We start from the raw sequence: 22,590 nt of genomic DNA, 5'->3' as shown, positions 1-22,590 counted from the left end.
CCGCGCTCCTGCTCCCGATGGGCTATGGCGTCTGCTGCGTGACCTCGTCCCGGTTGAACCGAAGCCAAAGGTCAGTGCCCACTTTCCAAACGTGCCGTACGTGCCTGCACAACCCGCAGATATCTGCAAGGCACGGGCGTTACGGGCTACTTGCCAGAACGTGCCAGACGCCTTCCGGCACGCCCAGATAACTACCGCCGCCGCGATGAGGATGATGACCTGTCAGGGCAACGCTGTCGGGGACGAACAGTTCGAACCCACCAACCAGTGGGCTCGAACCCTAAGGTGAAGGAGCGGTCCCCGGCCGGGACGGTTCCGCCGGGACGGTCGTAGGGTCAGCGCTTGGTGAGGTCTCGGAGGTCCCAGCCCGCGTCGATCATCGCCTCTGCGTACGGCTTGCCACGGTCGCGATGGGCGGCGAGCACCAGCAGGTGGGTGGGGCGCGACGCTCCGACGAAGATGATCTGCACAGCGGCCTGTACACTCTTCAGCTCCCGCTGGGGGTCGCCGCCCTCGGCGACCATGCGAAGCGCCTCGGTCACGTCGAACTTTCTACCGTTCTTCTCAAGGCATTCCAGAATCAGTGTCGCCGCATGGGTCTCGCCCTTGGCGCTCTGAATGGTCCCGGGTACGGCTCGCACCGCTGGCACTGCGGCGGGGCGCGTGGGGGCGCCGCCCGCTGCCGTGACCGCCTCAACCACGGGAGTGAACTCCAGGCCGACGACCTCCAGCGGCCCGTCGGCGAGCAGCTTCATCTCGATGGTCAACTGCTCGGTGAGCATGCCCCAGCCCGCCTCGTCGAGGGCGTCCCCATGGACGAGGAGTTCGCGCAGCAGGATGCGTACCCTGCCGCCTGGGCTTGCCGCAGACCGTTCCAGGCGCCCGAGCGCGGGCAGTCCCTCGCCGGTCAGGGGTATGAAGGACGAGCGGATGGCGTTCCACAACTCGGTGGTCGCTTGGTGGCTGTCCGCACCGGATCTCCATTGAGTCCCTGCCGCGCGGGCCGCGTCGATCAGGGCCCGCCGGGCCGTCGGGCGGCCGGCCGGGGTGTAGCCGGGCACGTAGCAGGAGATCGACTGCGGGTAGGCCGCAGAGCTTCCCCGGTCTTGCCGCGCGCCCAGCACGCGCGGCGGGCGCGTGAGGAGGATGTCCTCTGGGACGGTCGCGGCGGCCATGCGCTCGAAGGTCGGCACGACGTCGGTCACTGTGGTCTCGTCGAACAGCAGTACCGCCACCTGCCCGTCGGGGCCCCTTCCCTGGACCTGCTGGGGGCGACGGACAGCCAGACGGCTGGCCACTGCCGCGATCTGCGGTCCGAAGCGGCGACTGACCGGCAGCTCTGCGGCGCTGGCCAGCGGGAACGCCGAGGCGGTCCGGCTCACAACGCTGACGTCACTGTAGATGTCCTGGTTGGTGTCGCCTACCCGTTGCACGACGGTGGGTGAGAAGGCGAAGACGAGGTCCAGCAGTTCGTGCTGGGTGATGCTGGTGTCCTGCGTCTCGTCGAGGAGGACGAATGGGAAGCGCGCGGAGACGGCCGGGACGATGCCGGGGTGCTTGGCGAGGTACTGCTGGGCTATGGCGTACATGTCCTGGTATCGGAAGATGCCGCGGCGGGCCAGCGTCCTTTTGAGGTTGGACAGTTGCTTGCCGCTGGTCGTATCGGCTCGAAAGGGGAGTTCCCGGGTCGGGCCCGTGACCAGGAGTTCGCCGTTCTTGTGGCTGAACGTCGCCTGGGTGACGATGCCGGTGCCGGCGCGCTGGTGTTCTACGCGGCTGCGCAGGGTGGAGTAGCGGGGGTGCCGCAGGAGCCGGAGTGCTGCGGTTTCGAAGGCCGCGTCGTCGACGGACCGGACGTCGACACCTCTGGCTCGCACGGCCGGCAGCGCGAGGAAGGTATGCACGAAGGACTGGATGGTGCCGATGAAGTGCGGGTAGCGCAGCAGGCTCCGCCCGGCGGTGAGGGAGGCGACCCGGTCGGCGATCTCGTTCTTGGCCGTGTTGGTGTGGGACAGCACGCACACTCCGCAGGTCGCAGAGGTCCATGCGTCGGCCATCAGCGCGAGCTTGAGCCCGATCAAGGTGGTCTTGCCCGACCCCGGGGCAGCCTGGAGGTCCTGTGTGGTCTGGCTCTGCAGGAAGTCCCACTGTTCGGCATCGAGCGGGTCGAGTCCGAGGAGCTTCACCATCGCCTCCACCTTGTGTGTGGCGAAGGCATCGTCCCGGTAGGCGCTGGTCACCGGGTCACCTCGCCGCACAGGTACGTGAAGGCGTCGATCAGGTAGGGCGGGACGTCATGGTTCGTCAGCGAGGTGGAGGCGAGGAGTTGCGCGGCGAACTGAGCGGTGATCGACTTGCTGGCCCTGTTGAGCTTGAGTGGTTCGTAGATCTTCAGGGCAGCCTGTTCCAGAGTGAGGTTCTGGCGTTCCCACTCGTCGATGTCCTTGTCAGCGCGGGCGATGACCTGCACGGTCTTGGCGGGGTCCGGCCAGGACTGTTCGGCGACGGATGCGAGCTTGACCGCGCGGTGCATCAGCCTGGCCATGGTCCAGGAGGTGACGGCGAGGTCGTACTCCAGCGTCCACCAGTTCGACACGAAGGTCTTCACCGGCCCGTCGTCGTCGCTGGCAAGGTCCGCGACGTGCGCGGCGATCTGCTGCTCCGTCATCTCGTCCCAGCACTTCAATTTGCCGCTCATCTTCTCGGGGGTGCCGGCGGGGACGAGGTCGCGGTCGCGGATGCAGGCGACGGGAACGGGTATCTGCTCGCCGGAGCGCTGGAAGACGCGGCTGTACCGGAACAGGCCGACGTGGCCGACGTTGACCACGCTGACGCCGTGCTCGTTGAAGGGTATGCCCAGGGCGGCGGCGAGAGCGGGCAGGAAGATCGCTTCGGCGTCGCCCTCGACCATAGCCAGGCCGCGGGCGAAGAACATGTTGGCCTTGGTGACGTCCAGGAACCGGGTCAGGAACGCGTAGTCCTCGCCGGTCAGGCGCGTCATATTGCGCCGTAGCGGGAAGGTGCGGCCCCGGGCGACGAGGGTCAGGCATTCAACGGGCGTCGACGAGGCGAGGTTGGGACTGTGGGTGGTGAGGATGACCTGGACCGGGGCCGTGCCGCGCTCCTGCGGCCCTTGGGCCTTGTCGCGGAGCAGCTCCATGATCCGGGTCTGGAGCTGGGGATGGAGGTGCGCCTCGGGCTCTTCGATCAGCAGTAGGGGCGCCAGTTCGCTCTTGCCCAGCAGGAGGAGCTCCGCGGCCATGAACAAGGCGTTGTTGTAGCCGAGCCCGCGCCGGGTCCACTCGTCGGACTCAGAGAAGAGATTCAGCTCAAGCCGTTCGAGCGCGCGGGCCAGCGTCGCGTCGGTGGCGACGCCGATCTCGGCGCGCAGGACGTCGTCGCCGATGGCGAACTGCTGCAGGTAGGCCGAGTTGATGTCCTGGCTCACGGCGGAGACGGCACTGTTGCATCGGATGTCGTGCTCGGCGCGGCGCAGGATCCCCTTCAGAGTGGACGGAGGGTCGCCGCCCTCGGGGTCATAGTCATCGACGTCCTGGTCCTTCATCGCCGGATAACTCGCGAGGATCTGCGACAGCCGTGATCCGCGGCCCGAGCGTAGTTCCGCCTCCGCATCGCGCAGGGGGCGCAGATAGGTGGCGCGCAGGAGTTCGCGTGCGGCGCCGTCCAGGGCGGGGCCGTTGCCGTCCGGACCGGTCCGGGTGGTGACCGAGACCCGGTTTCGCACCGGGTCCATCCGCTGGGCCTTGAACGTCACGCAGAGCCAGGCGGCGCCGTCACGGTCGTGGGTGAGGAGTTCCAGGAAGACCGCCTGCTCCTCGGTCGACAGCCCGGTGAACCCGCACACAATGGTGAAGGTCTCCGCCCGCCCGTCCTTCGCCAGGTGAAAGTCGTCCCGGGAGACCCGGTAGTAGTCCGTCGCCGCGGTCTGCAGGCAGAGCCGGATCGCGTCGATGATCGCCGTCTTGCCGCTGTCGTTCTCGCCGACGAGCACGTTCGTCCCGGCCGTGAACGCCAGATCCAGCGACTCGTCCACCTCGTCTTCGCTCTGGGCCGCGGCTCCGAAGACCCGGAAGTTCTCGACCCGAAGATGCGCCAAGTACACAGATTCCCCCGCCGACGGAGCTGCGGCGCCCTCTCCTTTGAGAAGGAGTCCCCGGGCTGCGCGGCCCATGATCGATATTTCCGGAATCCTATGCTCTCTGCGGGCGCTGTTCAGGGAGATCCGGCAGATTGGGCAGGTTGCGAGGAACAAGGCTCTGGGCTCCTCGCCGGCCCGTACGCCCGTGGTCCCGCAGACCGGTGTAGTGCTCTTGACGGATCCGGCTGACCAGGGCGGTCGAGGGCGTCAGCGGCTGAGCTCACGCAGCGCGGCGGGCTGCCCTTCCGGCACTCCCGCGACGTCCGATTCCACCGGGTGTGGTCAGACGCTGATGATGGTCACTGCTGTGACCATCGCGACGGCCTGGGAGACGTAGTAGATGACGATGGCTCCGGCGATGACGATCTCGCGGCGGTCCTTCTCACCGCGGGCGGTCGAGCCGTGGCCGTAGGGGTCGGTGCCCAGGGTCGAGCGGATCTCGCGGTCGAACGTGGTGCGGCGGGCCGCGGGCATCGCTCGGCGGGCGGCGTCGGCGTCGGGGGCGAACTGGATGCGGTAGGCCACGGCGTCAGGCCGCCCCGGCCTGGTCGCTGCCGTCGTCGTCCAGGGGCACACCGTCGGTGAAGGTCCCCGTCTCCAGCTGGCGGAAGGCGTCCTCGGTGGCGGCCGCGGCGCCGGGGTGGGTGCGCAGCGCCCAGCGGCCGAGGACCTGCTGCAGTTGCGCGGCGGGGACCTGGCCGATTTCGGCGTCGAACTCGGCCCGCGACTCTTGGGGCAGGCTGGCGCGGATGCCGTCGATGGTGGCCGGTAGCTCCACCTCCTGGCCGTGGACGTAGGTCCTCCACGTCGCCTGCGTGATCTCTCCCATGTTGAGGTCTCCCTTCCTCCCCGAACCGTACGCCGTCCCAGGCCGCCGGTGTTGACGTTTCATGGCAGACGGTGCGGATATCGCCGACCCAAACCCGGCGGGGCCGGGTGGGTGCCGGGCTCCCGATCCAGGACGGAGGGGACTGTGCCGCTGGCAGCAGAAGTGACCGCGTCCGGCTCCGCGCGTGCGATGAGGGACTCGTCCGACCCGGCGGCCGAGAGGCCCATCGGCCCCGCCGGAAGTCGGGCGTTTGGGCCGGAGAGAGCGTGTGCGTCCCATGGGGGACGAAGTCGTCCTCGACCTGGTTGGGGCCTGAGCGCCGATGTCGCGGAGGTGAGTGCGCTGAGGAGGCTGAGCCGGCCGTGCGGTGACGCCTGGTTCGCCGCCAGCCGGTCCGCGAGCGTCGTGTTCGGGCAACGTTTCACTGATGCGGTGCGCGCCGACGGTGGTAGCCGACTGGGTCATGTCGAGATCGGTCGCCGGGCTGAGGACTGCAGCGGTGCTGCCCGGCGGCCGGGGTTGCGCTACTCCCTCAGCCTCTGCCCTGAGTCCGCTCCGGGCGCGGCGGGTTCGGCGCGAGGCGGTCGCCCTGCTCGTTCGTGAGGTGCTGGGCTGGTGACCTGCGCCGGGGCTTGTTCGAGCGCTTCAGGCCAGCTGGTGCGCCGGGGGTCTGGGTGTGGGGGAAGTGTGCTGATTGCGCATACCAAGATCATGTGGTGCGTGTGGGCGGTTTTGGTGAAATGCAGCCGGATTGCCCACGAAGGGCCTACGAAACTGTCCGTTCGACCCTGGATGTCCCATATAGGAACGCATTTGTCCGGCTCGTGTTCGGCAATGTGTATCAATAAGCTCACGGAGCGCGAACCCTCGTCCCTGGCAGGTTGCGGGTTCGCGCTCCGTTTTCGAGATACGACCTGGAGGTCGCTTTGTCTGCATCCCCCAGCCGTTCACGGCTCAAACATCTCTTGCGTCGAGCCCTTGGCCGAGACAGTAACAAGACGGTCTCGTCGCCGAACATGCCCAACTGCGAGCGGGCAACAGTGGGCAACAGTGGCGATGTTGCCATGCCTGCCCCCGCGATGACGTTTCCGCCCGTCGTCGTCATCACCGGCACCGACGGCCTCGCCGAACTCGCCGCGGTCCTCGCACCCGCCGCCGTCTGGGTCTTTACCGTCTGGACCACCCGCCGAAGGCGCCGCCGTAAGGCCTGAACCGGTCAGGCACCGGCCCTTCGGTGCCTTCCCCCGGACGCTGATCCATCACGGTCCGTTCCCTACGGAACGGACTAATCCAGCACACCTTTCGTCACGATTCCCGGGCCACGAAACCCGTTTCGTCGCCCGGGAATCCCTCCCAACATGAGGAAGACTCATGATGAGGAACACCATTTCGCCACGGCGCTGCCTGTACTCCCCCTGCGGGAAGAAGCTGACACCCAGCGACACCGGCCGCCCGGGCGAGTACTGCAGCACCAAGTGCCGGCAAGCCGCCCACCGCGAACGCATCAAGGGCTCCCACCCCGACACCCAGCGCTACGACACCCAGCTGCGTGAAGGACTCGCGCACCTCACCAAAGCCTCCGAGAACCTCGGCCGCACCCTCAACGACCCCACCGCCGCGGCCGAGGAACCGCTGCGCCAGTTCACCGAGATCGTCAGGACCCTCGAGCAGCTCACCCCCGCCATGGTCGGCCGCACCCGCACGGCCAGGGCCTCATGGGAGACCATCGCCCCCCTGCTGGGCATGAGCAAGGACACCGCCCGCAGGAAGTACTCCTCCGACGCCGTAGACCGCGCCCTCAACCGCCCCCTGGGCAAGCAGCAACCCGGCTCCCACAGCGTGCGAGCTGCCTCTGCCCGCGCCCGCCGCGCCCCGGCACCTCCCACGCCCCAGCAGCAGCCCCTCACCGAGGACACCGGTGATCCCCCAGCGGCCGCCGCCCCCAGACCGGTGACCTCTGAGACCCCATCGCTGCACCAGCGCGACCTCGCGAGCGTCCTCAGCAGCCTCCAGCGCGCCTCCGGGCACAGCCTGCGCGCGCTCAGCCTGCGCACCGGCCTCTCCCCCAGCTACCTCTCCCGCCTGATGAACGGCGAACGCTTCCCCACCTGGCACAACGCCGCCGCCATCGCCCGCGCCTGCGGCGCCGACCCCGCCATCCTCGAACTCGTCTGGCGCCAAGCCCGCACCCACCGCACCGACACCGAACAGCAGAGCACCGACAACGCCTCGTCACTGGCCAGCGCGCTGCGCTACCTCCACCAACGCGCCGGCAGCCCCCCACCAGCCGTCCTCGCCCTCAAGAGCGGCGAAGGCAGCATGCGGATCTGCCAGAACACCATCGAAGAACTCCTCGCCGGCACCACCCCCGGCCGCTGGGAAGAAGTCCAACGCCTGATCCAGCTCCTGGACGGCGAGGACAGCTACTTCCGCCCCCGATGGGAGGAACACACCCACACCAGCGAGACCGACCCGTCCCCGCCCCCACGCCGCCCCGCCGCCCCGGGGACAGGAGGAAGGCTCGATGATCTCCTGACGGCTTTCGCCCACAGCTTCAGCGCCACCTCCGTTCAAGGAAGGAGAAAATCCCCACCATCCGCGGCCAGCGGCTGGGGGCTCCAGTGATCGGTGAGCCCACGGGAACGCTCCGTGGGCTCATCTCAACCCCCTCCCCCTACAAGGCTCGGTGCTGAAGACACGCGCCACGGGCTCGGGGCCTTGCCGTTGTGTCTCTGCCGGTGTGCCGCCCGAGTGAACCTTCGCCGATCTCGTCCCCGGCGGGCTGCTGGTTCGCTACGAAGCTCTGGTGATCAACTTTGCTCGCGGCCTGATCGCCGCATCCCTCACCGGCGCCCTCGCCGCCACTGCGCCGCCGGCCACCGCCGACCCCACCCCCGACCCGCTTCAGTCGGTGCCGCTGCGGCAGGCCATCGACGAACTGCCCGTCGCCCCGGAGGACCGGACCGGCTACCAGCGCAGCAGATTCCGCCACTGGACCGACGAAGACGGCGACTCCTGCTCCACCCGCGCCGAGGTCCTCATCGCCGAAGCCGTCCACGCCCCGCAGGTCGGGCCCGGCTGCGCTCTGACCGGAGGGCGCTGGCTCTCCTACTACGACGATGTCCACGTCGACAGCGCCCGCAAGCTCGACGTCGACCACATGGTCCCGTTGGCCGAGGCATGGGACTCCGGCGCCTCACAGTGGACGGCCGAACGCCGCGAGCAGTACGCCAACGACCTCGACTTCGAGCGCTCGCTCGTCGCCGTGACCGCGAGGTCCAACCGCTCCAAAGCCGATCGTGACCCCGCCCAGTGGTGGGTGCCCTCCCCGCAGGCGTCATGCACCTACCTGGCCGACTGGGTCGCCACCAAGACCCGCTGGAGGCTCTCTGTCGACCAGGCCGAGCTGGCCGCGCTCAACGAACGAGCCGCGACCTGCCCCGACGTGGTCCTGACCGTACCGATCGCCAACTGACACCGGTAGCGGGGCGTGCCACGAGGACGCCCCGCTACCTGCCCGGCGGGCGGGGAGGTTGCGGGGCCGCTGACATCCTCCATCTGGACTACCTCAACGACAATGGCTGCCTCGCCGCCCGCGCGGAGGGCGCCGAGGAGGCAGTGCCTCAGTGCGGCTGAGCGAACGCTACGCCGACCATCTAGCCGAGTTTCGTAACGAGGTCAGTCGGCAGATCGCCCATCAGGTGCACCGGAACTACGTGTTCCCCGCGCGAGCGGAGGTGGATCGCTCGTTCAGCGGTGCTGGGAGCGGCTGGTGGGCGGCAGGTCGTAGAAGGAGGCTGTGCTGAGGTCGACCTCGACGTGGAGGGTACCGGTGCGGCCTTGGCGATGGAGGGGGACGTGCAGTTCAGCGTGCTGGCGGACCGGGGCGGGCAGGCCCCAGCGGGGGAAGTACACCTCCGGGTAGACCCGGGGGTCGGGTGAGTGTGTGAAGTAGGGCTCCCTGCCTTTGGGGTGGATGTAGTAGGCGTCGCGGTGCAAGAGCACAACGGTCTCCGCGTGAGGGGCGAGCGCCTCGAGGTGCTGCATGTCGCGAAGTCGGGGCCGGTGGTCGGTTCGCAGTTCCGGGGCGCGTGTGAGCTGCTCAACGATGATCACGGCGGCGTTGAGCGACCGGGCGAGGCCGGTGAGTTCCTCCACGATGAGGGTGCACTCTCGGGTGCGGGAGACGCTGCGCGCGCCTCGCATGAGTCCCAGGTTGTCCACGATGAGGAGGTCGAGACTTCCAGCCTGGGAGGTCGCCTGTGCGCAGGTCTCCTGGATTTCGGCGACCGTAGGAGCGGAGCGGTCCCCGCCGAAGAGCAGGGGCGCGCCGTTGAGTTCGTCGGCGAGGGTCCGAATTCGGGCTCTCTGGTCGGGGGTCAGGTTCCGTCGTCGCAGGTGTTCGCTCAGGATGCCGGTCTCGGCGGCCGCGATCCGCATCATGTGTTCGTGTCGAGACATCTCCAGTGAGGCGATCAAGGCCGGCCGTCGCTCTCGAAAGGAGCAGTGCCGGGCGATGTGGAGGGCGAGCATGGACTTGCCCATGCCGGTGCGGGAGGCGAGCACGGTCAGTCGGCCAGGCTTCAGGCCGCCTTGCAGCAGGTCGTCCAGGGTGCTGAGCCCGGTGGGCACTCGTGGCTTCGAGCGGGTCAGGTGGAGAGCGGAGCGGTAGGTCCTGCCGTTCCGGGCGAGGCGGCGGGCGTCGGCTTTGCGGGCGTGGTTGGCCACCACGAGGGTCCTGTTCCGGTGCGTCGGTTCCGTGGCCCGCCGCACCACTTCTTGCTCAGGAGCATGTCGGGGGGATGGGGCGTGTGATGCGCGGGCACCTGGGGCTCATCGCTCCTGTGGGGCCACGGACCGTTCGGGAGCTCACCGGGCCGCACGTCCGCGGCCATCGAGGCTGAGCTTACCGGTTGCGGCAGTCACAGGGAGTGCATGTGTGCCCTGTGCCGCAGGGGAGGTCGTCAGTGGTCTTCGGCTGGGTGGGCTGTCTGCCACTTCCGCTGCGCGTTCTGTCGTCGCTTCGCCCGCGCTTCGCACTGGTAGCACCGCCAGTCGGGGGCGACATCCTTGATCACGGTGCCGTTCCGGCAGCCGTCGGTGGCGCACTCCTGTCGTGCGGGGCCACCGGGGCGCTCGGCGGGTTGCGGGGCCGGGTGGTCGTAGCCGGTGGGGCGGTGGGCGAGGATGAGGTCGGCGTGGCACACCGTGTGGAAGCGGACGAGCTCGTTGGGGCCTGCGTCGGGGGTGGCGTCGTAGGTGGTGTGGTGGGTGCAGCGCTGGCGGGACCAGCGGGCGCTGTCGGTGTAGCCGACCTCGTCCAGCGACCACACCCACATCAGGCCGCCAGTGTTGTTGAGGACGATCTGAACGGTCCGGCTCCCGTGCTCGGGAATCTCCACCTGGGCCCAGTGGCCCTCGTCGATCTCGAAGACGCTGTTGAGGCAGCGCTCGCCGGTGCTGGAGGCGAGGGCGATGCACTGCAGGTCCTCGATGAGACCGGGGGTGATCCACAGGGTGCCGCAGTAGGCGAGGATGTGCCGGATGCCTCCGGGACGGGCAGCGTTGGGAGGGTCGGGGGACTGAACCTCGGATTCGTGGCGTGGAGCAGGGGCCGGAACGAAGCCAGCCCTGATCAGCCTCTGCTGTGCTACGCCGAGCGCGGCGTGGATCTCCAGCATGATGGAGTCGTCGAGGTTCTCGTGCTCGACAGCGGGGCACACCGCGGAGTGCTTGATCCGGCAGCGGCCCAGGTCGTGGGTGTGGGCTCCCAGGTAGGCGACACCGCCGTCAACATGCCACTGGTAGCGGGCGGGGACCCGTCGGGCGGGGAACCACTGAGGCACGAGGGGAACGCGTCCTCCGTCGAAAGCGTCGCGCCACTCGACTGGGTTCCCGCACCAGCGGCACCGGTCACGGGTGTCGCGTACGAGGGTCCGGGAGGCATTGCCCGGACTGATCCGCATAGACATCGCGCCTCTCACGTGAGCCGGAAGCGGAGCAGGAGAATCAAGCTAGGGAGGATTTATGCAGCTTGGGAGAGTTTCTCCTTTTCGACCCTCGAACGGGTGACAAGGGTTCACTGGGCGGGCTGCACGGAGGCGTTCTCCTTCACCGTTCGGCAGCTCAGACACAGACCGCCAGCGAGCGACCGCCCCCACACGGAGTGCCGTCCAGTCCGGGGCACCGATCCTCAAGGGCAGTGACCGGGGCCTTGGACGGGCGTGTGGTCAGGGAACGCAGCTCGGCAAGGCGCGTGCTGAGCAGCTCGTGTGCGGCTCGGTCCCGGGCGTAGGCAGCTGCCTGGTCGGCCTCGGCCTGGGCGACGGCCAGGGACGGGTGGCGGCCGTTGAGGCAGGTGTCGGCGGCCCTGCGAGCCTCAGCTTCGGGAGCAGTGCTGTTCATCAACGTACGCACCGCCTCGCGGCAGGCGGCGGACTCGGCCGTCACATGGGCGGTGGTGGGCAGCATGAGGGTGGCCCTATCGGGGCGGGCCAGGGCTACGCATTCGGCGATGGTGGCCCGGACCTGCGCCTCGGCCTGCTTGTCCACCTGGGCGGGCTGGTGGGCGTCGCGGATGTCGGCGTGGGCGGCGACCGCGACCTCCCCCGGCCCGCCGACGCCCCCGCCCGCGCCCGCCTCTGCCATTGGCACCGCCACAGCCCACGGAGCCGCCTCGCCGCCGCACGCGTCGGCGGTGGTGGCCGTTCGGCCGACGGCGCTAAACCGCGCTGCGGGCCACGGCACGCCGGGCACGAACGCCGCTTCCACCCGGAGCCGGCCGGCCGGTATCCCCGATGATGGGACCGCCCCGCGGGGCGACGGATCAAGCGAGGCGGAGAGGTGCGCACATGGCGGTGCAGACCGGAACGCAGCAGGAGGAGCGCGTCGCGGGGCGGGTGTGGACGGTGCGCCTGGACCCTGACGGCCGGCCGTCGGCTGGCGCGGTGAAACTCTCCTGCTCCCGCCCGGCCTGCCCTGATCAGCGCATTCCCGCCGGCGCCGCCGCAGGCCGCAAGGCCGCGGTCGCCCATGTCAACCAGCACTTGGCCCACATCCGCGCCAGCGGCGGGCCGCGCGGGACGGCGTGGTGCGCCTGCCGCGCCGCCGACTGCGCGTGGCACACCCGAGACCCAGACACGTTCACCAAGCGCCCCGGCGGGGCGCGGCCGCCGACGGGCACGGGCATGCGGTGCGGCGGCCAGGTCGTTCTGGCGGTGTACGCGGACCGCGCGGGCAGGCTGTGGCGGATCGCGGAGATGTGCGCGCGCTGCGCGGCCGCCACTCCGGACTGCCGGGTCCTGGACACCGCCTTGCCCCCAGCCCGCGCCACCCCCGCCGTGCAGGGAAAGCCGACCGAACCGCAAGAACCCGCAGGCTGCATGGCGGGAGGCGGTGTGGCGGCGGTGTTCTCCGACCCCACCCCCGGTGCCGGCGCTTCGCTGTCCCCGGCGACCGGGCCGGCGCCGGTGCCCCGTTCCCGCGCCGCCTCACCGCCAGGGGCGCCCCGGCGGACGAAGCGGTGGGGGAAGATCGCGCAGCGGATCGTCCCCCACGATCTCGAACCCGACGCCCTGCGCAGGGAGCTCATCGAGCTCGGTGACGCGTTCCGCGCCTACCAGCAGCGCACCGAACCCGACCTCCTCCGCCTCGCAGACCTCCACGAGCGCAAGGCCCGCGCCTTCCGCCTGTGGGCCGACGTCACCGGCACCGGCGCCCTGCGCCACGAAGCCGACCGCGCCCACAAGGCCGCGCACGCCGCCCGGGCCCAGCACGAGCACCGCGGCCGCGCTGCCGCCGATGACCTTCAGGACGCGGACGGTCCCGCGGTGGAGCGGCTACTGACCCGCCAGCAGGCCCTGCACGCCCGCTCCGTACTGGACTACGTCACCACCCACGCCCCGCACCCGGAAGCCGAGGTACGCCTGGCCGTCCTCATGCTCACCCTGAGGGCCGCGCGCGCCGGAACCGGGAACATCACCGGGCAGGACCTCACCGGCTGGCTCGCAGCCGAAGCCGAACCGGTGCTCGAGCGGCTGATCACGGCGGGCTGGCTGCGTGTGCCCGGCACCGTGGCCGAGGTGATGGCCTCCCGGTCCGAGGACCCCACCGGCTTCACCGTCCCCACGCTGCTGCCCGAGCGGCCCCGGCCGTTCGCGTTCGGCAAGAACAACCGCTCCAGGATCTCCGGCTGGGCCCAGAAAGTCGTCGGCGACCGCAAGCTCCGCAAGAAGAAGGCCGACGCCCACACCCGGCTCCTGGCCCTGTACACCGCCGCCCACACCCGCCCCGACGGACGCCTCGGACTCGCCGAGGACGGCGGACTCCCCCTCGACCAGGCCACCGCGTTCTGCACCCTGCCTGCCGACGAGGTCGCCGAGCACGCCGAAATCCTCATCGCCGCCGACTGGCTCACCGAGGCCGACATCGCCGGAAACAGGCTGCGCGGACAGCTCACCGAGCGCGTCCTACCGCTGGGAGGGCTGCTGTAACCCGGCGGGGCACCGCTGCGGCGTCGATCCCGGCCGGGCCGGTCCAGGGTTGGCCGGTTCGTGCTGTCCCGTTCGAGTTTCACCCACTCGTAGTACAGCCAGACATCCCGTAACTACATTCCGTAGAGATGAGGATCGGTCTTGGCGCGGAAGAACAGCAACGGTGACGACTTCGCCCACTCTCTGGGCATGCTGCATAACACGCTGACGGACATGCGCGGTGAGCTGCGAACCTCGCTCAGGGAGGAGTTCGAGGGCACACGCAGCGCCGGCGAGCGGGCCGTGCGGAAGGCCGGCGAGGACGTCACGGCGGAACTGGGGCGGATGCGTACCGACGTGCGCAACACCCAGAAGGCAGCACTGACCAGGGAAGACCTCGCTGACGTACAGCGCACGCTGGATCTGCTGCGCGATGACGTGCAGCGGCTTCACCAGGCCATCGGCCAGTCGCGCACCGAGGAGCCGGAGGCACCCGAGCCGAGGCCGGCTGCCGGTGAGCCCACAGAGGCGGCCTCCGAGCCCTGGCCGCCACAGGTGACCGCTCTGGTCAGCGAAGCGGCTTCCGGCCCCTCGGAGGGTCAGGAGAGCCCAGCCGAGGCCGGTCCGGCGGGTGAGGTGATGCCGCAGGCCAGTCTCCCGCTCGCAAGCCAGATCGCCGAACTCCTCATGGAGAAGGTGACCGAGACCGTGGTGGCCGCACTGCGCGAAGAACTCCAGCCACTTCACGCCGGGCTGGCCGAACAGACGAAGCAGCAGGCCGCGCAGCAGGAGAGGGTCATTGCCGGGGCCCGGGAGCAGATCGCGGCCTGGAGCGAGGATGCCGCCGCGCAGGCCGAGGCCTGCCGGCAGGAGACGCGGGAAGGCCTGGCCGGACTGCGGGAGGAGATCGCCGCCCTGCGTCAGCCAGCCGAAGTGGACCACGACCAGGAGGAGACCGGAACGCAGCACGACCAGGCCGCGGCACGGGAGGAGCAGCGGGACCTGGGCGCGCACCGGGAACTGCTGCGCCGGGCCGCCCAGGTCTCCCACGCGGTGCTGGTATGCCACCGGGACACCTGGGAGTTTCTCACCGGCCGGGCGGCGCGTCACGACCACTTCCGGATGCCCGCCCAGATCAGCGACCACGGCCAGGACCGCATCGCCGCCGCAGTGTCGGGGCGATCCCTGATCGCCGTACTGATCAGCCTGTTCAACGCCCGCCACACTGCCGGGGAAGGTGACGGCGACTGGGCGCTGGCCGCCACCACCTACGACCGCATCGCCACCGAGCTCGCCGACCTCACCACCGAGGGCGGACCTGTCACCATCACCCTGGACGACCGCACCCCCACCACCGGCGCCCCCGCCCAGGAACAGGAGGCCACCCCGGCCTCCATCCCGGCCGGCGAGCCGGACGGCACCAGCGGGAACCCGAACGCAGGCGAGCAGCCCCAAGAGGAGGAAGCGGCAGAAGGCGGAGACCCCGGCCCGCAGACATAGCCCGCTGCTCATCGCGGGGAGGGGGCATCTGCACCCTCCCCGCGATGAGCAGCGGGGTCAGATCCGCCAGGATCGCAGGCGGTCGCCGGTGTCGTAGACGTCGGCCCGTGCGGCATCGATGTCGCGGGCGAGGTCGATGAGCGCACCGTAGGGAGGGTCGATGCCCTGGCCGGAGGCATCCATGTAGGCCACCGCGACGGCCGCGCCGAACAGGGCGTTGCGGGCCGGCAGCGGGCGCAGCCGGACCAGGGTGACCATCAGGGCCGCCGCCCGCCAGGCCGCGCCGGTGAGGGTGCCGATGCGGGGGGGGCGGGGCACGCGGTGCCGGGCGACGGCGGCAACCAGCGCGGAGAAGGCGTGGAGCACTTGGCCTGGTCGGGACGTTCGCGGGCGTGTGGGTAGGCATCCACTACGGGCGCCGCAGCACGAAGGCCGCGGATCAGGGCCCCAAGGTCACGGTCAAGGTGACTAACATGGTCCCCGCTTACGATCTGCCGGACGGAAGCCGGACGCTGGGGGACCACTTCGTCGAGGTGGAGGCCGCGAACACCGGGGGACGGCCCGCCACGATCACCGGATGGGGAGTGAGGCTTCCCGGTGACCGGCGGATGGTCCTGACCAGGCCGGTGAACTGGTCCACGTCTCTCCTCCATCAGCTCGCTCCTGGCGGCCCGCCCGCTCGCTTCGTCGTCCCGGCAGACGAGCTGCGGCGTCTGCACCGCACCGCCGGCATCCCGTACCAGGAGTTGTGCCCCTACATCACCCTCGCTGACGGCACGGAACTGCTTGGGAACCAGAGCGTGCCGTTCGCCTGACCGCCGTCGCGCCGTCAGCTGTTCCAGGCCCTGAGGGCTTGGGTGAGGTCGCGGTGCTGCGCGGCGCCGGCGGCGTCGTGGTGCGCTCTACCCAGGGCGACGACGGGGTCGGTGATCTGGTGGGTGATCCGGTAGACGAGGACGTCGACGGCGAGGTCGAGCCACTCCTGGGTGGCGTCGGCGGGCGGGGCCGGGCCGAGCACGGTCACGAACCAGACGGGCAGCACCGCGCGGTCGGCCAGTACGCGGGCCAGGCGGGTGCGCAGGGTCAGGGCGAGCTTGCGGCTGGCTTTCTTGCCGTCGGCGATGGCCGGCGCGGCCTCGCGGCGTCGGCGGTCGTCGGCCTGCAGGGCGAGGCGGGCGGTGTTCGCCTCGGCCGCCAAGGCGCCGAGGTTGGCACGGGCACTGTCCTCGGCAGTGAGCGCGGTGGTGAAGTCGCTGGCGGCCTTCTTGTGTGCCCGCTCCGTGTGGGTGGCGGTGGCCAGGGTCTTGGCGGCGGCGATGGCGCGCTGCTGGGCGTCGCGGCGCCGCTGCTCGGTCTCGCGGTGGCGGTTGATGGCGCCCTGGTGGACCTGGCGGGCGGCGTCGGTGAGAAGGCCGGCGGCGGCTTCGGCGCCGCGCTGGGCGGCGGCGGCCAGCTCCTTCCAGGCCGCGTCGATGGTGTCCAGGTCGGCGGTGGGCGCGCCCTCGGCGGGCTGGGCGAGGTTCTCCAGCAGCCGGACGCGGGCGGTCAGCTTCTTCAGAGCGCGCTCGGTGTCGCTGGTGTGGTCGTCGAGTTCGCTCTCGAGGCGTTCGGCCGTGGCCTCCAGGTCCTCGATGCTGTCCTTCAGGCTCCGCAGGGTGTAGTCGAGGTCGTCGGTGTCGCCGACCTTCGTTTGCAGGTCCTCGACGTCGCGGGCGAGGTCCTCGAGCTGGGAGCGCACGCTGGACACCGCGGCGTTCACGCGGCTCTCCAGGCCCCGCAGGGCGTTCGGGTCGGCGGCCGGGTAGGTCATCGCTTGTTGCCTGCCTTGTCGTCCATCGTGAGCCCGCCGACGACCAGCCAGCCGACGGCGGCCGCGAGGATCCACCACGCGGAGACTAGGCCGGTGACGATCGCGACGACCAGCGCGCACACCGGGTGCAGGGCGATCGCCGCCGCGCGCAGCTCCCTGTGGCCGTCGGCCGGTACGCGTATCCGGCTGCCGGCCAGCGCGGCCGCAGTGTGCGGGATGATCAGCAGTAGCCACCACGCCGACGGCGACCAGGCGGCCGGGACGGCGGTCACCACGGCCAGGGCGGCGCCGAGGGCGGCCTGGCTGCGCCAGGACCAGCGCACGATCCGCTCGCTGAGGTGCCGGCCGGGCTCGGCGAGCTTGGCCGGCAGCCCGCTGTGTGCGGCGACCAGCTGCCGGGTGGAGCGCACCAGCTGGTCGTACACGCGGTTGAACTCCAGCTCTCCTTGCTCCAGATCCTCGATCTCCTCGCAGTAGCCGGCGATCTGCTGTTGCAGCTCGCCGTACTCGCTGCGGATCTGCTCCACGCTGCCCATAAGCCCCGCCCCGGTCGCGATCAGAAGGTGACGTGTCTTCTCTCCCCGCCCCGGCCGGGTGCTGCACCTGCGGCCCGGGGCGGAAGAACGCTTCACGCCACCGTAGATTGCCCCAGGCCAACTCCGGTTCCTGTCAAGGTATTTCGCGTCCGGAACCCGCAGGAACGGGTCACAGGAGGTCCAGTTCGCAGTAGCCGACGTCGGGCAGCTCCACCTCCAGGCCGTCCGCGCGCCATCCGCGGTCGCGGCAGTAGGCGAACCCGAGGCCGCTGGCCCGGTGCGTCCTGTTCGACCAGGGCCGGTTCAGCCGATCACGGACCGTGCGAAGGCGACAGCGCTCGCGAAGGCGCCCCCGGCAGCCAGTACCCCGACAGCCCAAGCGTTCCCTGCCAGCACGGTCAGCACACCAGCGGCCACGGCGACCTGCGTGCCCAGCATCAGGATGACCGCGGCCCGCACCGTCATCAGCGGCTCCTGCGATCGGTCGGACGGCGCACTCACGACAGCTCCTGGAGGTTCTCGCGCCTGCGCCACTCCTTGCCGAGCCGGCGCAGTTTGCGTCGGGCCCGCTCTCGTTGCGCCTCATCCTGCTCAACCAGATTCGATGCTTTGAGCCACGTCATGGGAGGGTTCTCCGACCAGACACGGGCCAAGGCCTGTTCCTGCTCGTTGAGCCGGCCTGCCACGTAGCGCACCGGAGCCGTCTCGAACCGCTGGGCCCAGGGAACGAGGCGGGGGATCACCAGATCCTCCGGCCCGGGCCTGGTGTCCGGCTGCTCCCAGCCCTCCGGGATGTAACCGATCGAGGCACCGCGGATCTGGTGATCGCGTTCGAAGTCGCAGCCCTGGCGGGCGTACCGGACCAGGACCTTGCGCACCGACTGATCATCGGTGAGATCGGCCTCCTGCTCCCACGTGCCCTCGAACATCGCCACAGCCAGGGCCTGACAGTGGTCCTCAAGCACCGGCCACAGACGCAGACAGCGGCGCAGGAAGTCCTTCATCGGCTCCGTGTCGCCCTTGCTATACGCGGCGAAGGCGTAGCGAGCCTCGGCAAGAACGGACGGCCTCAGCCGCGTCGCCCAGTCGGCGACAGTCTGGACTCCGGTGAAGAGATCGGCCATATGGCCACCGATGAAGTCCGCCATCGACGGCAGGGTGCGCAGAATCTCCTGCATCATCCGCGGCACTTCCGCCCCAATGGCGAAGCATGGTGGAAGCGTCTCTGTCATCTTCGCCAGACTGGGCAGCGGGTCAAGCAGAGCCGGGATGCCTTCGAGTAGCGGCGCCAGGCCGAAGTGGGACTGACGAACGTATTCACCGAGACCGATCAGCGGCTGGAAGGCGTCGGCCAGTGATGTCTGACCGGCTGCTCCCACCACGCTCGCCAGGCGACTGACCTGCGGCTCGTATACGGAAAGAACCGACCTGGCCGAGTGGAGTCCGTCCAGCCGTCCCAGCGTGTTCGTGACGGAGGGCAGTACGGAGTTCACGGTCTCTGACAGCGAGAGCATCTGGGGCTGTACGTCGGCCAGCGCCGACAGTGCGGCATTGCGCGCCCCCAGCCCGTCCGGCAGCGACTGGCCGACGATCTCTTCGATGTTGGGTAGCCGAGGAGCTGCCAGCCCGATGCCGGCGAGAGCTGGGGCGAGGCCGAAGTTCGCCTGCGCGGTGAACTCGCTGAGCATCGTGCTGAGACCGACCAGCGGTTGGAAGGAGTCGCTGACGCCAGACCAGAAGGCCGCCGTGTCCACGACGTCAGCCAGGCCGCCCGCGTGCAGGTCGGCGTCGTCAAGCAGTGAGACGGCGCCATGTTCCAGATTGGACCCATCCATGGCCAGGCTGGCCCGGCCCGGTCCATCGGCGCTGCGGGTCCGGCGTCGCCCAGTTTGTCGCGCGTCGGAGTTCTCGGGCGAGCCGCATCCTTCCGCTGAGGGAACGAGCGGCGCTCCTGGTGCCTCGGACGGTGCTGCAGCGATCCGCTGAGCGGCATCCTCGGGTGCCGAGTCCGGCGTTGAAGCCGCAGGCATCTCGGGCCTCCTTTGTTGCTTGGGTTAAGTCTGTTCACCTACCTGCGGCGGGAGAGAGCTGATCCGGCACTCATTCTCCCGACATGTGTTGTGATTCACGCCACATGGCGCTGTCTGGCGGCGCCCCCTTCCGTCAGCCCAGCATTCGCCGCTTGAAGGGGCTGTCCGATCATCGGCCTGACGCCGCATCACTCCACGTGGCAGGGTCGCCTGTGATCACGAACAGTCGAGATGTGGGGGCTTCCGTGGACAAGCGGATGTGGAACGGTCTGGTTGGCGTCGCGCAGGAGACGTGCACCGCCTCGCTGGGTGAGGGGGCGTGCCGCGCCCGTTGATGATGCCGCTGGCGCGCAGCGAGCTGGTCGGGCTGGTCTGGGTCCGCCCACTCAAGGTCGGCGAGGACGCGCTCGCCGGAATCGCCGAACCCGCGAACATCGCCGCGGTGGCCGGCGCGGACGAAGGCTGGGGTTCGGTCGCCCCCGGCTGGAAGCCGGCCCCCGCGCCGCAGCCCGGCGGCGAACTGGTGCCGCCGTTCCAGGCTGCGGTGAACTTCTCCTTCACCCCCATCGAGCTGGATCGCCCCGACCCGTTCGGCGTCACCGTCGTGCTGATGGAAGAGGACGGCTACCGCATCAGTTTGACCGAAGCGTTCGCCCACTGAGCCTGAGCAGACGAGAGGAACCAAGCCGTGGCCCGCAGCCTTGACGACGATGCGCCCCACCGCATCAGCGACGCGGACGACCATCTGAGTGCCGAACAACGGCAGGCCGAAGCCGACGAACACGCCTCGCTGCGCGAACTTCGGCACGACGTGAGGCAGACGGAGCGGTACCTGGCGCGGCGAAGGAGGAGAATCCGCACGGTAGGCGTCGCCCTGGCCGTGGCCGGCGGTGCGATCCTGACGGGCCTGATCTGGACAGCGCTGACCTGGAGCTCTCCCTCCCAGTTCCTCCGGGTGGACATCACCTGCGGAATGCTGGCGCTGGTCTTCGGCGCGGCCGCCTGGATCGCCGCGCCTGCCCGAGGACAGCTGAGCCTGGCCCAGCTGGAGGACAAGCTCGCGACCAACCGCGAGGCCCTCCGGTTCCTCAGCGCGCTCACCCACCCGACGCTGAAAGAACGGCGCAGCCTCTACCGCGAGGACGTGGCCGGGGTGATCGAGCAGCACCGGACGGACAGCCGCAAGTACCGGTTCATCCACAACACGCTGCAGAACCTCATCATGACCGGGGCTGCCTCCACCACCACCGTCGCCGCCCTGGACACCCGCAACCAGTTCACCTGGCAAAACATCACGATCGTCGCCATCGGCTTCACCGTCACGCTGGCAGCAGCCTTCACCGGCTACTACAAGTACCGCGAGCGCAGCTACTTCCTGCTCCAGACCGCCGACGCCATCGAGGAGGAGACCAACGCCTTCACCCTTGGCGTCGGCCCTTACAGCGACTTCGACGCCGATCAGGAGCAACAGGCACTGAAGCTGTTCACCCAGCGGGTCGAAGAGCACCGCAACGAACAGCGCCGCCGCCAGCAGCAACTGGACCAGCCCGCCGACCATGCCGCGCCCACTGGCCAACCGCCAGCGGCCTGACGGAAGGCGGCTACCGGTCATGGGTATGGAGACCTTCACCGAGGCTTGCGGGGAGCGGCGCCCAACAGAGGCATAGCGTCCCGCTCTCACCCGCGCGCGATCACGTGCCCGGTCCCCTACGCGGCCTTCGACCTGATCGCCCTACCGGGCGCTGATACGCGGGGGTGGCCGCTGGATGCCGGTGGCATGCGCTGGCGATGACGACCGGGTTCGGCGATCCCACGCTCTGGGGCCCATCGCGACGTCGGCGGGCGGGGTGCTGCCTGCCCACGTGCAGAGAACAACCACCCGGAACGACCCGACGGGGGTCCGCCAGCAAGCTGACGGACCCCCGTGCAAGGTTGAGGCTAGACGCCGCAGTACCACGTCTGGGTCGGAGTGGTGAGCTTAGAGGCCCCGTCGGCGTAGCCGATGATGTCCACGTCGACGACTGACCGGAAGTAGTTCTTCTCGATCATGTTCTTACACGTATACGGAGCGGCTGTCCTGCGGCCCTTTCCTCCGCCCGGCCGGATATCTTTGGGCTTCACGTTCAAAGTCCTCCAGCTAGAACCCTCTTTGACCTGCAGCCAGACAGTCACCTTGGCCAAGGTCGCCGGGCCGCTGGTCTTCGTCCACCAGCCGTGTGCGTTGATGTCGCCGGGGGCGTGCTTCGACCAATGAACGTTATCCCCCCGGGTAACGAACACGTTGACGGCGCTGGCGTCCGACTCCGTCTGGTAGGTCTCTGTGGGGCCGATAGGCTTATCTGCGTGAGCCGGTATCGCCGACGCGGCAGCCAGCAGAATGGCTAACCCAGTCACTACGGCTCCATTACGTATATGCATGGAGTACCCCCTCCTTGAGAGCAATCTAGCTCTGGTCAAGTCAGCAGGCCGGGCCTCTACTCCTTGGGGCCCGGCGCACTGCAAGGCGACCGAAGAGTTCATCTATCTCCAGGCGCCGATTCCGCACACTGGCATGCATCTGCGTTCGCTGTCACACGATTTGCGCTACCGGATCTGAATCAAGACAGCGAGAAAATGTCTCACATGGCCCACAGCAGTAACGTTAAACCTGCACAAATCAGTCACAATCGGGTGTCTGAATAACACCGCCACGCTATCGCAACGTGACTGGTTTCCTTCGCTGCAGCAACCGTCATCCGCCTCGCTCACGGGCACTACGATGATGGAGACTCGATTCGGCATGCCGTAAGAAGAAGGTGACAGCCCTATGGAGACGGGATCAACTCATCTCAATGTGAACGGACAAGAATTCGTGGCAAGAGCGCGCCCGGACGAGCCTGGCGTCTACGATTTTGAGTGGGTAAATGGGCCTTACGGATTCAGCAGTGCAACTTCCGACTGTTCAGTCATGGACCACAAAGCGCTGGAAGACTCCGTCAGGGAATTTCTCAACTCTTTCGAGTCGGATGTCTAGCTGACCGCGGGAAACACCGTCGAGGTGAGCTGCGCCAGCTTCCTCAACCTGCGATTCATGGCCCAGCGCAGGTAACCGAGGCCCCGGCAGCCATGGCGGCGCCCTCGGGTTCAAGGGGGCATCGCAACACCACCTGGTTTGAGGTGGTGAGTAGATCACGCGAGGCGCTCGGCTGGGGTATCCCAGTCGAGCGCCTCGCGTGGGCGGCCGTTGTCGAGCGGGGCCCGGTGCAGTGGGACCGA

At 69.2% G+C, this 22,590-nt stretch carries 20 protein-coding genes and 1 pseudogene; 8 read left to right on the top strand and 13 right to left on the bottom strand.

The annotated features are described in order from the left end of the window. Nucleotides 1-335 precede the first annotated feature (335 nt). The 4 genes from IF129_RS25355 to IF129_RS25340 form a co-directional block, all read right to left on the bottom strand. Nucleotides 336-2,240 carry a UvrD-helicase domain-containing protein gene (locus IF129_RS25355; RefSeq protein ID WP_191212171.1) on the bottom strand — a complete coding sequence of 635 codons (1,905 nt, stop codon included), beginning with the start codon at nucleotides 2,238-2,240 and terminating at the stop codon, nucleotides 336-338. Next, a complete protein-coding gene (locus IF129_RS25350) occupies nucleotides 2,237-4,117 on the bottom strand; it encodes an ATP-dependent nuclease (RefSeq protein WP_191212170.1) in 1,881 nt (626 codons plus the stop codon). The genes IF129_RS25355 and IF129_RS25350 overlap by 4 nt, the downstream gene beginning before the upstream one ends. Before the next feature lie 324 nt (nucleotides 4,118-4,441). Continuing rightward, nucleotides 4,442-4,684, bottom strand: a complete 243-nt coding sequence (locus IF129_RS25345; protein ID WP_191212169.1) for a hypothetical protein — start codon at nucleotides 4,682-4,684, stop codon at nucleotides 4,442-4,444. Nucleotides 4,685-4,688: 4 nt separating this feature from the next. After that, nucleotides 4,689-4,988: a hypothetical protein gene (locus IF129_RS25340; RefSeq protein WP_191212168.1), complete on the bottom strand. Its 300-nt coding sequence runs from the start codon at nucleotides 4,986-4,988 to the stop codon at nucleotides 4,689-4,691. A 1,079-nt stretch (nucleotides 4,989-6,067) separates the two neighbouring features. Between IF129_RS25340 and IF129_RS26835 the strand changes: the two genes are divergently transcribed. From IF129_RS26835 to IF129_RS25330, 3 genes are all read left to right on the top strand, one after another. Beyond that, nucleotides 6,068-6,199 carry a hypothetical protein gene (locus IF129_RS26835; RefSeq protein WP_263576280.1) on the top strand — a complete coding sequence of 44 codons (132 nt, stop codon included), beginning with the start codon at nucleotides 6,068-6,070 and terminating at the stop codon, nucleotides 6,197-6,199. Nucleotides 6,200-6,362: 163 nt separating this feature from the next. Next, the gene (locus IF129_RS25335) at nucleotides 6,363-7,613 is read left to right on the top strand and encodes a helix-turn-helix domain-containing protein (RefSeq protein ID WP_191212167.1); all 1,251 of its coding nucleotides are present in this window, start codon (nucleotides 6,363-6,365) and stop codon (nucleotides 7,611-7,613) included. Between the two features lie 178 nt (nucleotides 7,614-7,791). Beyond that, nucleotides 7,792-8,463, top strand: a complete 672-nt coding sequence (locus tag IF129_RS25330; RefSeq protein ID WP_191212192.1) for an HNH endonuclease family protein — start codon at nucleotides 7,792-7,794, stop codon at nucleotides 8,461-8,463. 275 nt (nucleotides 8,464-8,738) lie between these two features. On the opposite strand, the gene IF129_RS25325 is transcribed toward IF129_RS25330, so the two are convergent. From IF129_RS25325 to IF129_RS25315, 3 genes are all read right to left on the bottom strand, one after another. Continuing rightward, the gene (locus IF129_RS25325; RefSeq protein ID WP_191212166.1) at nucleotides 8,739-9,716 is read right to left on the bottom strand and encodes a DnaB-like helicase C-terminal domain-containing protein; all 978 of its coding nucleotides are present in this window, start codon (nucleotides 9,714-9,716) and stop codon (nucleotides 8,739-8,741) included. Between the two features lie 236 nt (nucleotides 9,717-9,952). Further along, nucleotides 9,953-10,954: a DUF6083 domain-containing protein gene (locus IF129_RS25320; RefSeq protein WP_224755571.1), complete on the bottom strand. Its 1,002-nt coding sequence runs from the start codon at nucleotides 10,952-10,954 to the stop codon at nucleotides 9,953-9,955. Between the two features lie 160 nt (nucleotides 10,955-11,114). Then, nucleotides 11,115-11,642 carry a hypothetical protein gene (locus IF129_RS25315; RefSeq protein ID WP_191212164.1) on the bottom strand — a complete coding sequence of 176 codons (528 nt, stop codon included), beginning with the start codon at nucleotides 11,640-11,642 and terminating at the stop codon, nucleotides 11,115-11,117. Between the two features lie 197 nt (nucleotides 11,643-11,839). Here IF129_RS25315 and IF129_RS25310 point away from each other — a divergent pair, with 197 nt between their 5' ends. Together IF129_RS25310 and IF129_RS25305 are read left to right on the top strand one after the other, a co-directional pair. After that, nucleotides 11,840-13,480 carry a hypothetical protein gene (locus tag IF129_RS25310; protein ID WP_191212163.1) on the top strand — a complete coding sequence of 547 codons (1,641 nt, stop codon included), beginning with the start codon at nucleotides 11,840-11,842 and terminating at the stop codon, nucleotides 13,478-13,480. A gap of 189 nt (nucleotides 13,481-13,669) precedes the next feature. After that, nucleotides 13,670-14,959: a hypothetical protein gene (locus tag IF129_RS25305; protein ID WP_191212162.1), complete on the top strand. Its 1,290-nt coding sequence runs from the start codon at nucleotides 13,670-13,672 to the stop codon at nucleotides 14,957-14,959. Between the two features lie 57 nt (nucleotides 14,960-15,016). On the opposite strand, the pseudogene IF129_RS25300 reads toward IF129_RS25305, so the two are convergent. Beyond that, nucleotides 15,017-15,322 (bottom strand): annotated as a pseudogene (locus IF129_RS25300) (toxin Doc); the annotation flags it as partial. Nucleotides 15,323-15,432: 110 nt separating this feature from the next. On the opposite strand from IF129_RS25300, the gene IF129_RS25295 reads away from it, so the two are divergent. Next, nucleotides 15,433-15,774 (top strand): hypothetical protein, encoded by a 342-nt coding sequence (locus IF129_RS25295; protein ID WP_191212160.1) that lies wholly within the window; start codon nucleotides 15,433-15,435, stop codon nucleotides 15,772-15,774. Between the two features lie 14 nt (nucleotides 15,775-15,788). Here IF129_RS25295 and IF129_RS25290 read toward each other — a convergent pair whose 3' ends face one another. The 4 genes from IF129_RS25290 to IF129_RS25275 form a co-directional block, all read right to left on the bottom strand. Continuing rightward, nucleotides 15,789-16,769: a coiled-coil domain-containing protein gene (locus IF129_RS25290; RefSeq protein WP_191212159.1), complete on the bottom strand. Its 981-nt coding sequence runs from the start codon at nucleotides 16,767-16,769 to the stop codon at nucleotides 15,789-15,791. Then, the gene (locus IF129_RS25285) at nucleotides 16,766-17,305 is read right to left on the bottom strand and encodes a hypothetical protein (protein WP_191212158.1); all 540 of its coding nucleotides are present in this window, start codon (nucleotides 17,303-17,305) and stop codon (nucleotides 16,766-16,768) included. Before IF129_RS25285 ends, IF129_RS25290 begins: the two co-directional genes overlap by 4 nt. 303 nt (nucleotides 17,306-17,608) lie before the next feature. After that, the gene (locus IF129_RS25280) at nucleotides 17,609-17,806 is read right to left on the bottom strand and encodes a hypothetical protein (RefSeq protein WP_191212157.1); all 198 of its coding nucleotides are present in this window, start codon (nucleotides 17,804-17,806) and stop codon (nucleotides 17,609-17,611) included. Then, a complete protein-coding gene (locus tag IF129_RS25275; RefSeq protein ID WP_191212156.1) occupies nucleotides 17,803-19,335 on the bottom strand; it encodes a hypothetical protein in 1,533 nt (510 codons plus the stop codon). Before IF129_RS25275 ends, IF129_RS25280 begins: the two co-directional genes overlap by 4 nt. A 319-nt stretch (nucleotides 19,336-19,654) precedes the next feature. Between IF129_RS25275 and IF129_RS25270 the strand changes: the two genes are divergently transcribed. Beyond that, a complete protein-coding gene (locus IF129_RS25270; RefSeq protein WP_381480779.1) occupies nucleotides 19,655-19,996 on the top strand; it encodes a hypothetical protein in 342 nt (113 codons plus the stop codon). 27 nt (nucleotides 19,997-20,023) lie between these two features. Further along, on the top strand, nucleotides 20,024-20,926 hold the full coding sequence (locus IF129_RS25265) for a DUF4231 domain-containing protein (RefSeq protein ID WP_318153938.1): 903 nt from the start codon (nucleotides 20,024-20,026) through the stop codon (nucleotides 20,924-20,926). Nucleotides 20,927-21,273: 347 nt separating this feature from the next. On the opposite strand, the gene IF129_RS25260 is transcribed toward IF129_RS25265, so the two are convergent. Next, nucleotides 21,274-21,753: a hypothetical protein gene (locus IF129_RS25260; RefSeq protein ID WP_191212155.1), complete on the bottom strand. Its 480-nt coding sequence runs from the start codon at nucleotides 21,751-21,753 to the stop codon at nucleotides 21,274-21,276. Between the last annotated feature and the right edge of the window lie 837 nt (nucleotides 21,754-22,590).

Source organism: Streptomyces chumphonensis (genome assembly GCF_014779715.1).
Taxonomy (GTDB): Bacteria; Actinomycetota; Actinomycetes; order Streptomycetales; family Streptomycetaceae; genus Streptomyces; species Streptomyces chumphonensis.
The sequence above is the reverse complement of the archived record's forward strand: the minus strand, read 5'-3'. Positions and strand labels throughout refer to the sequence as shown.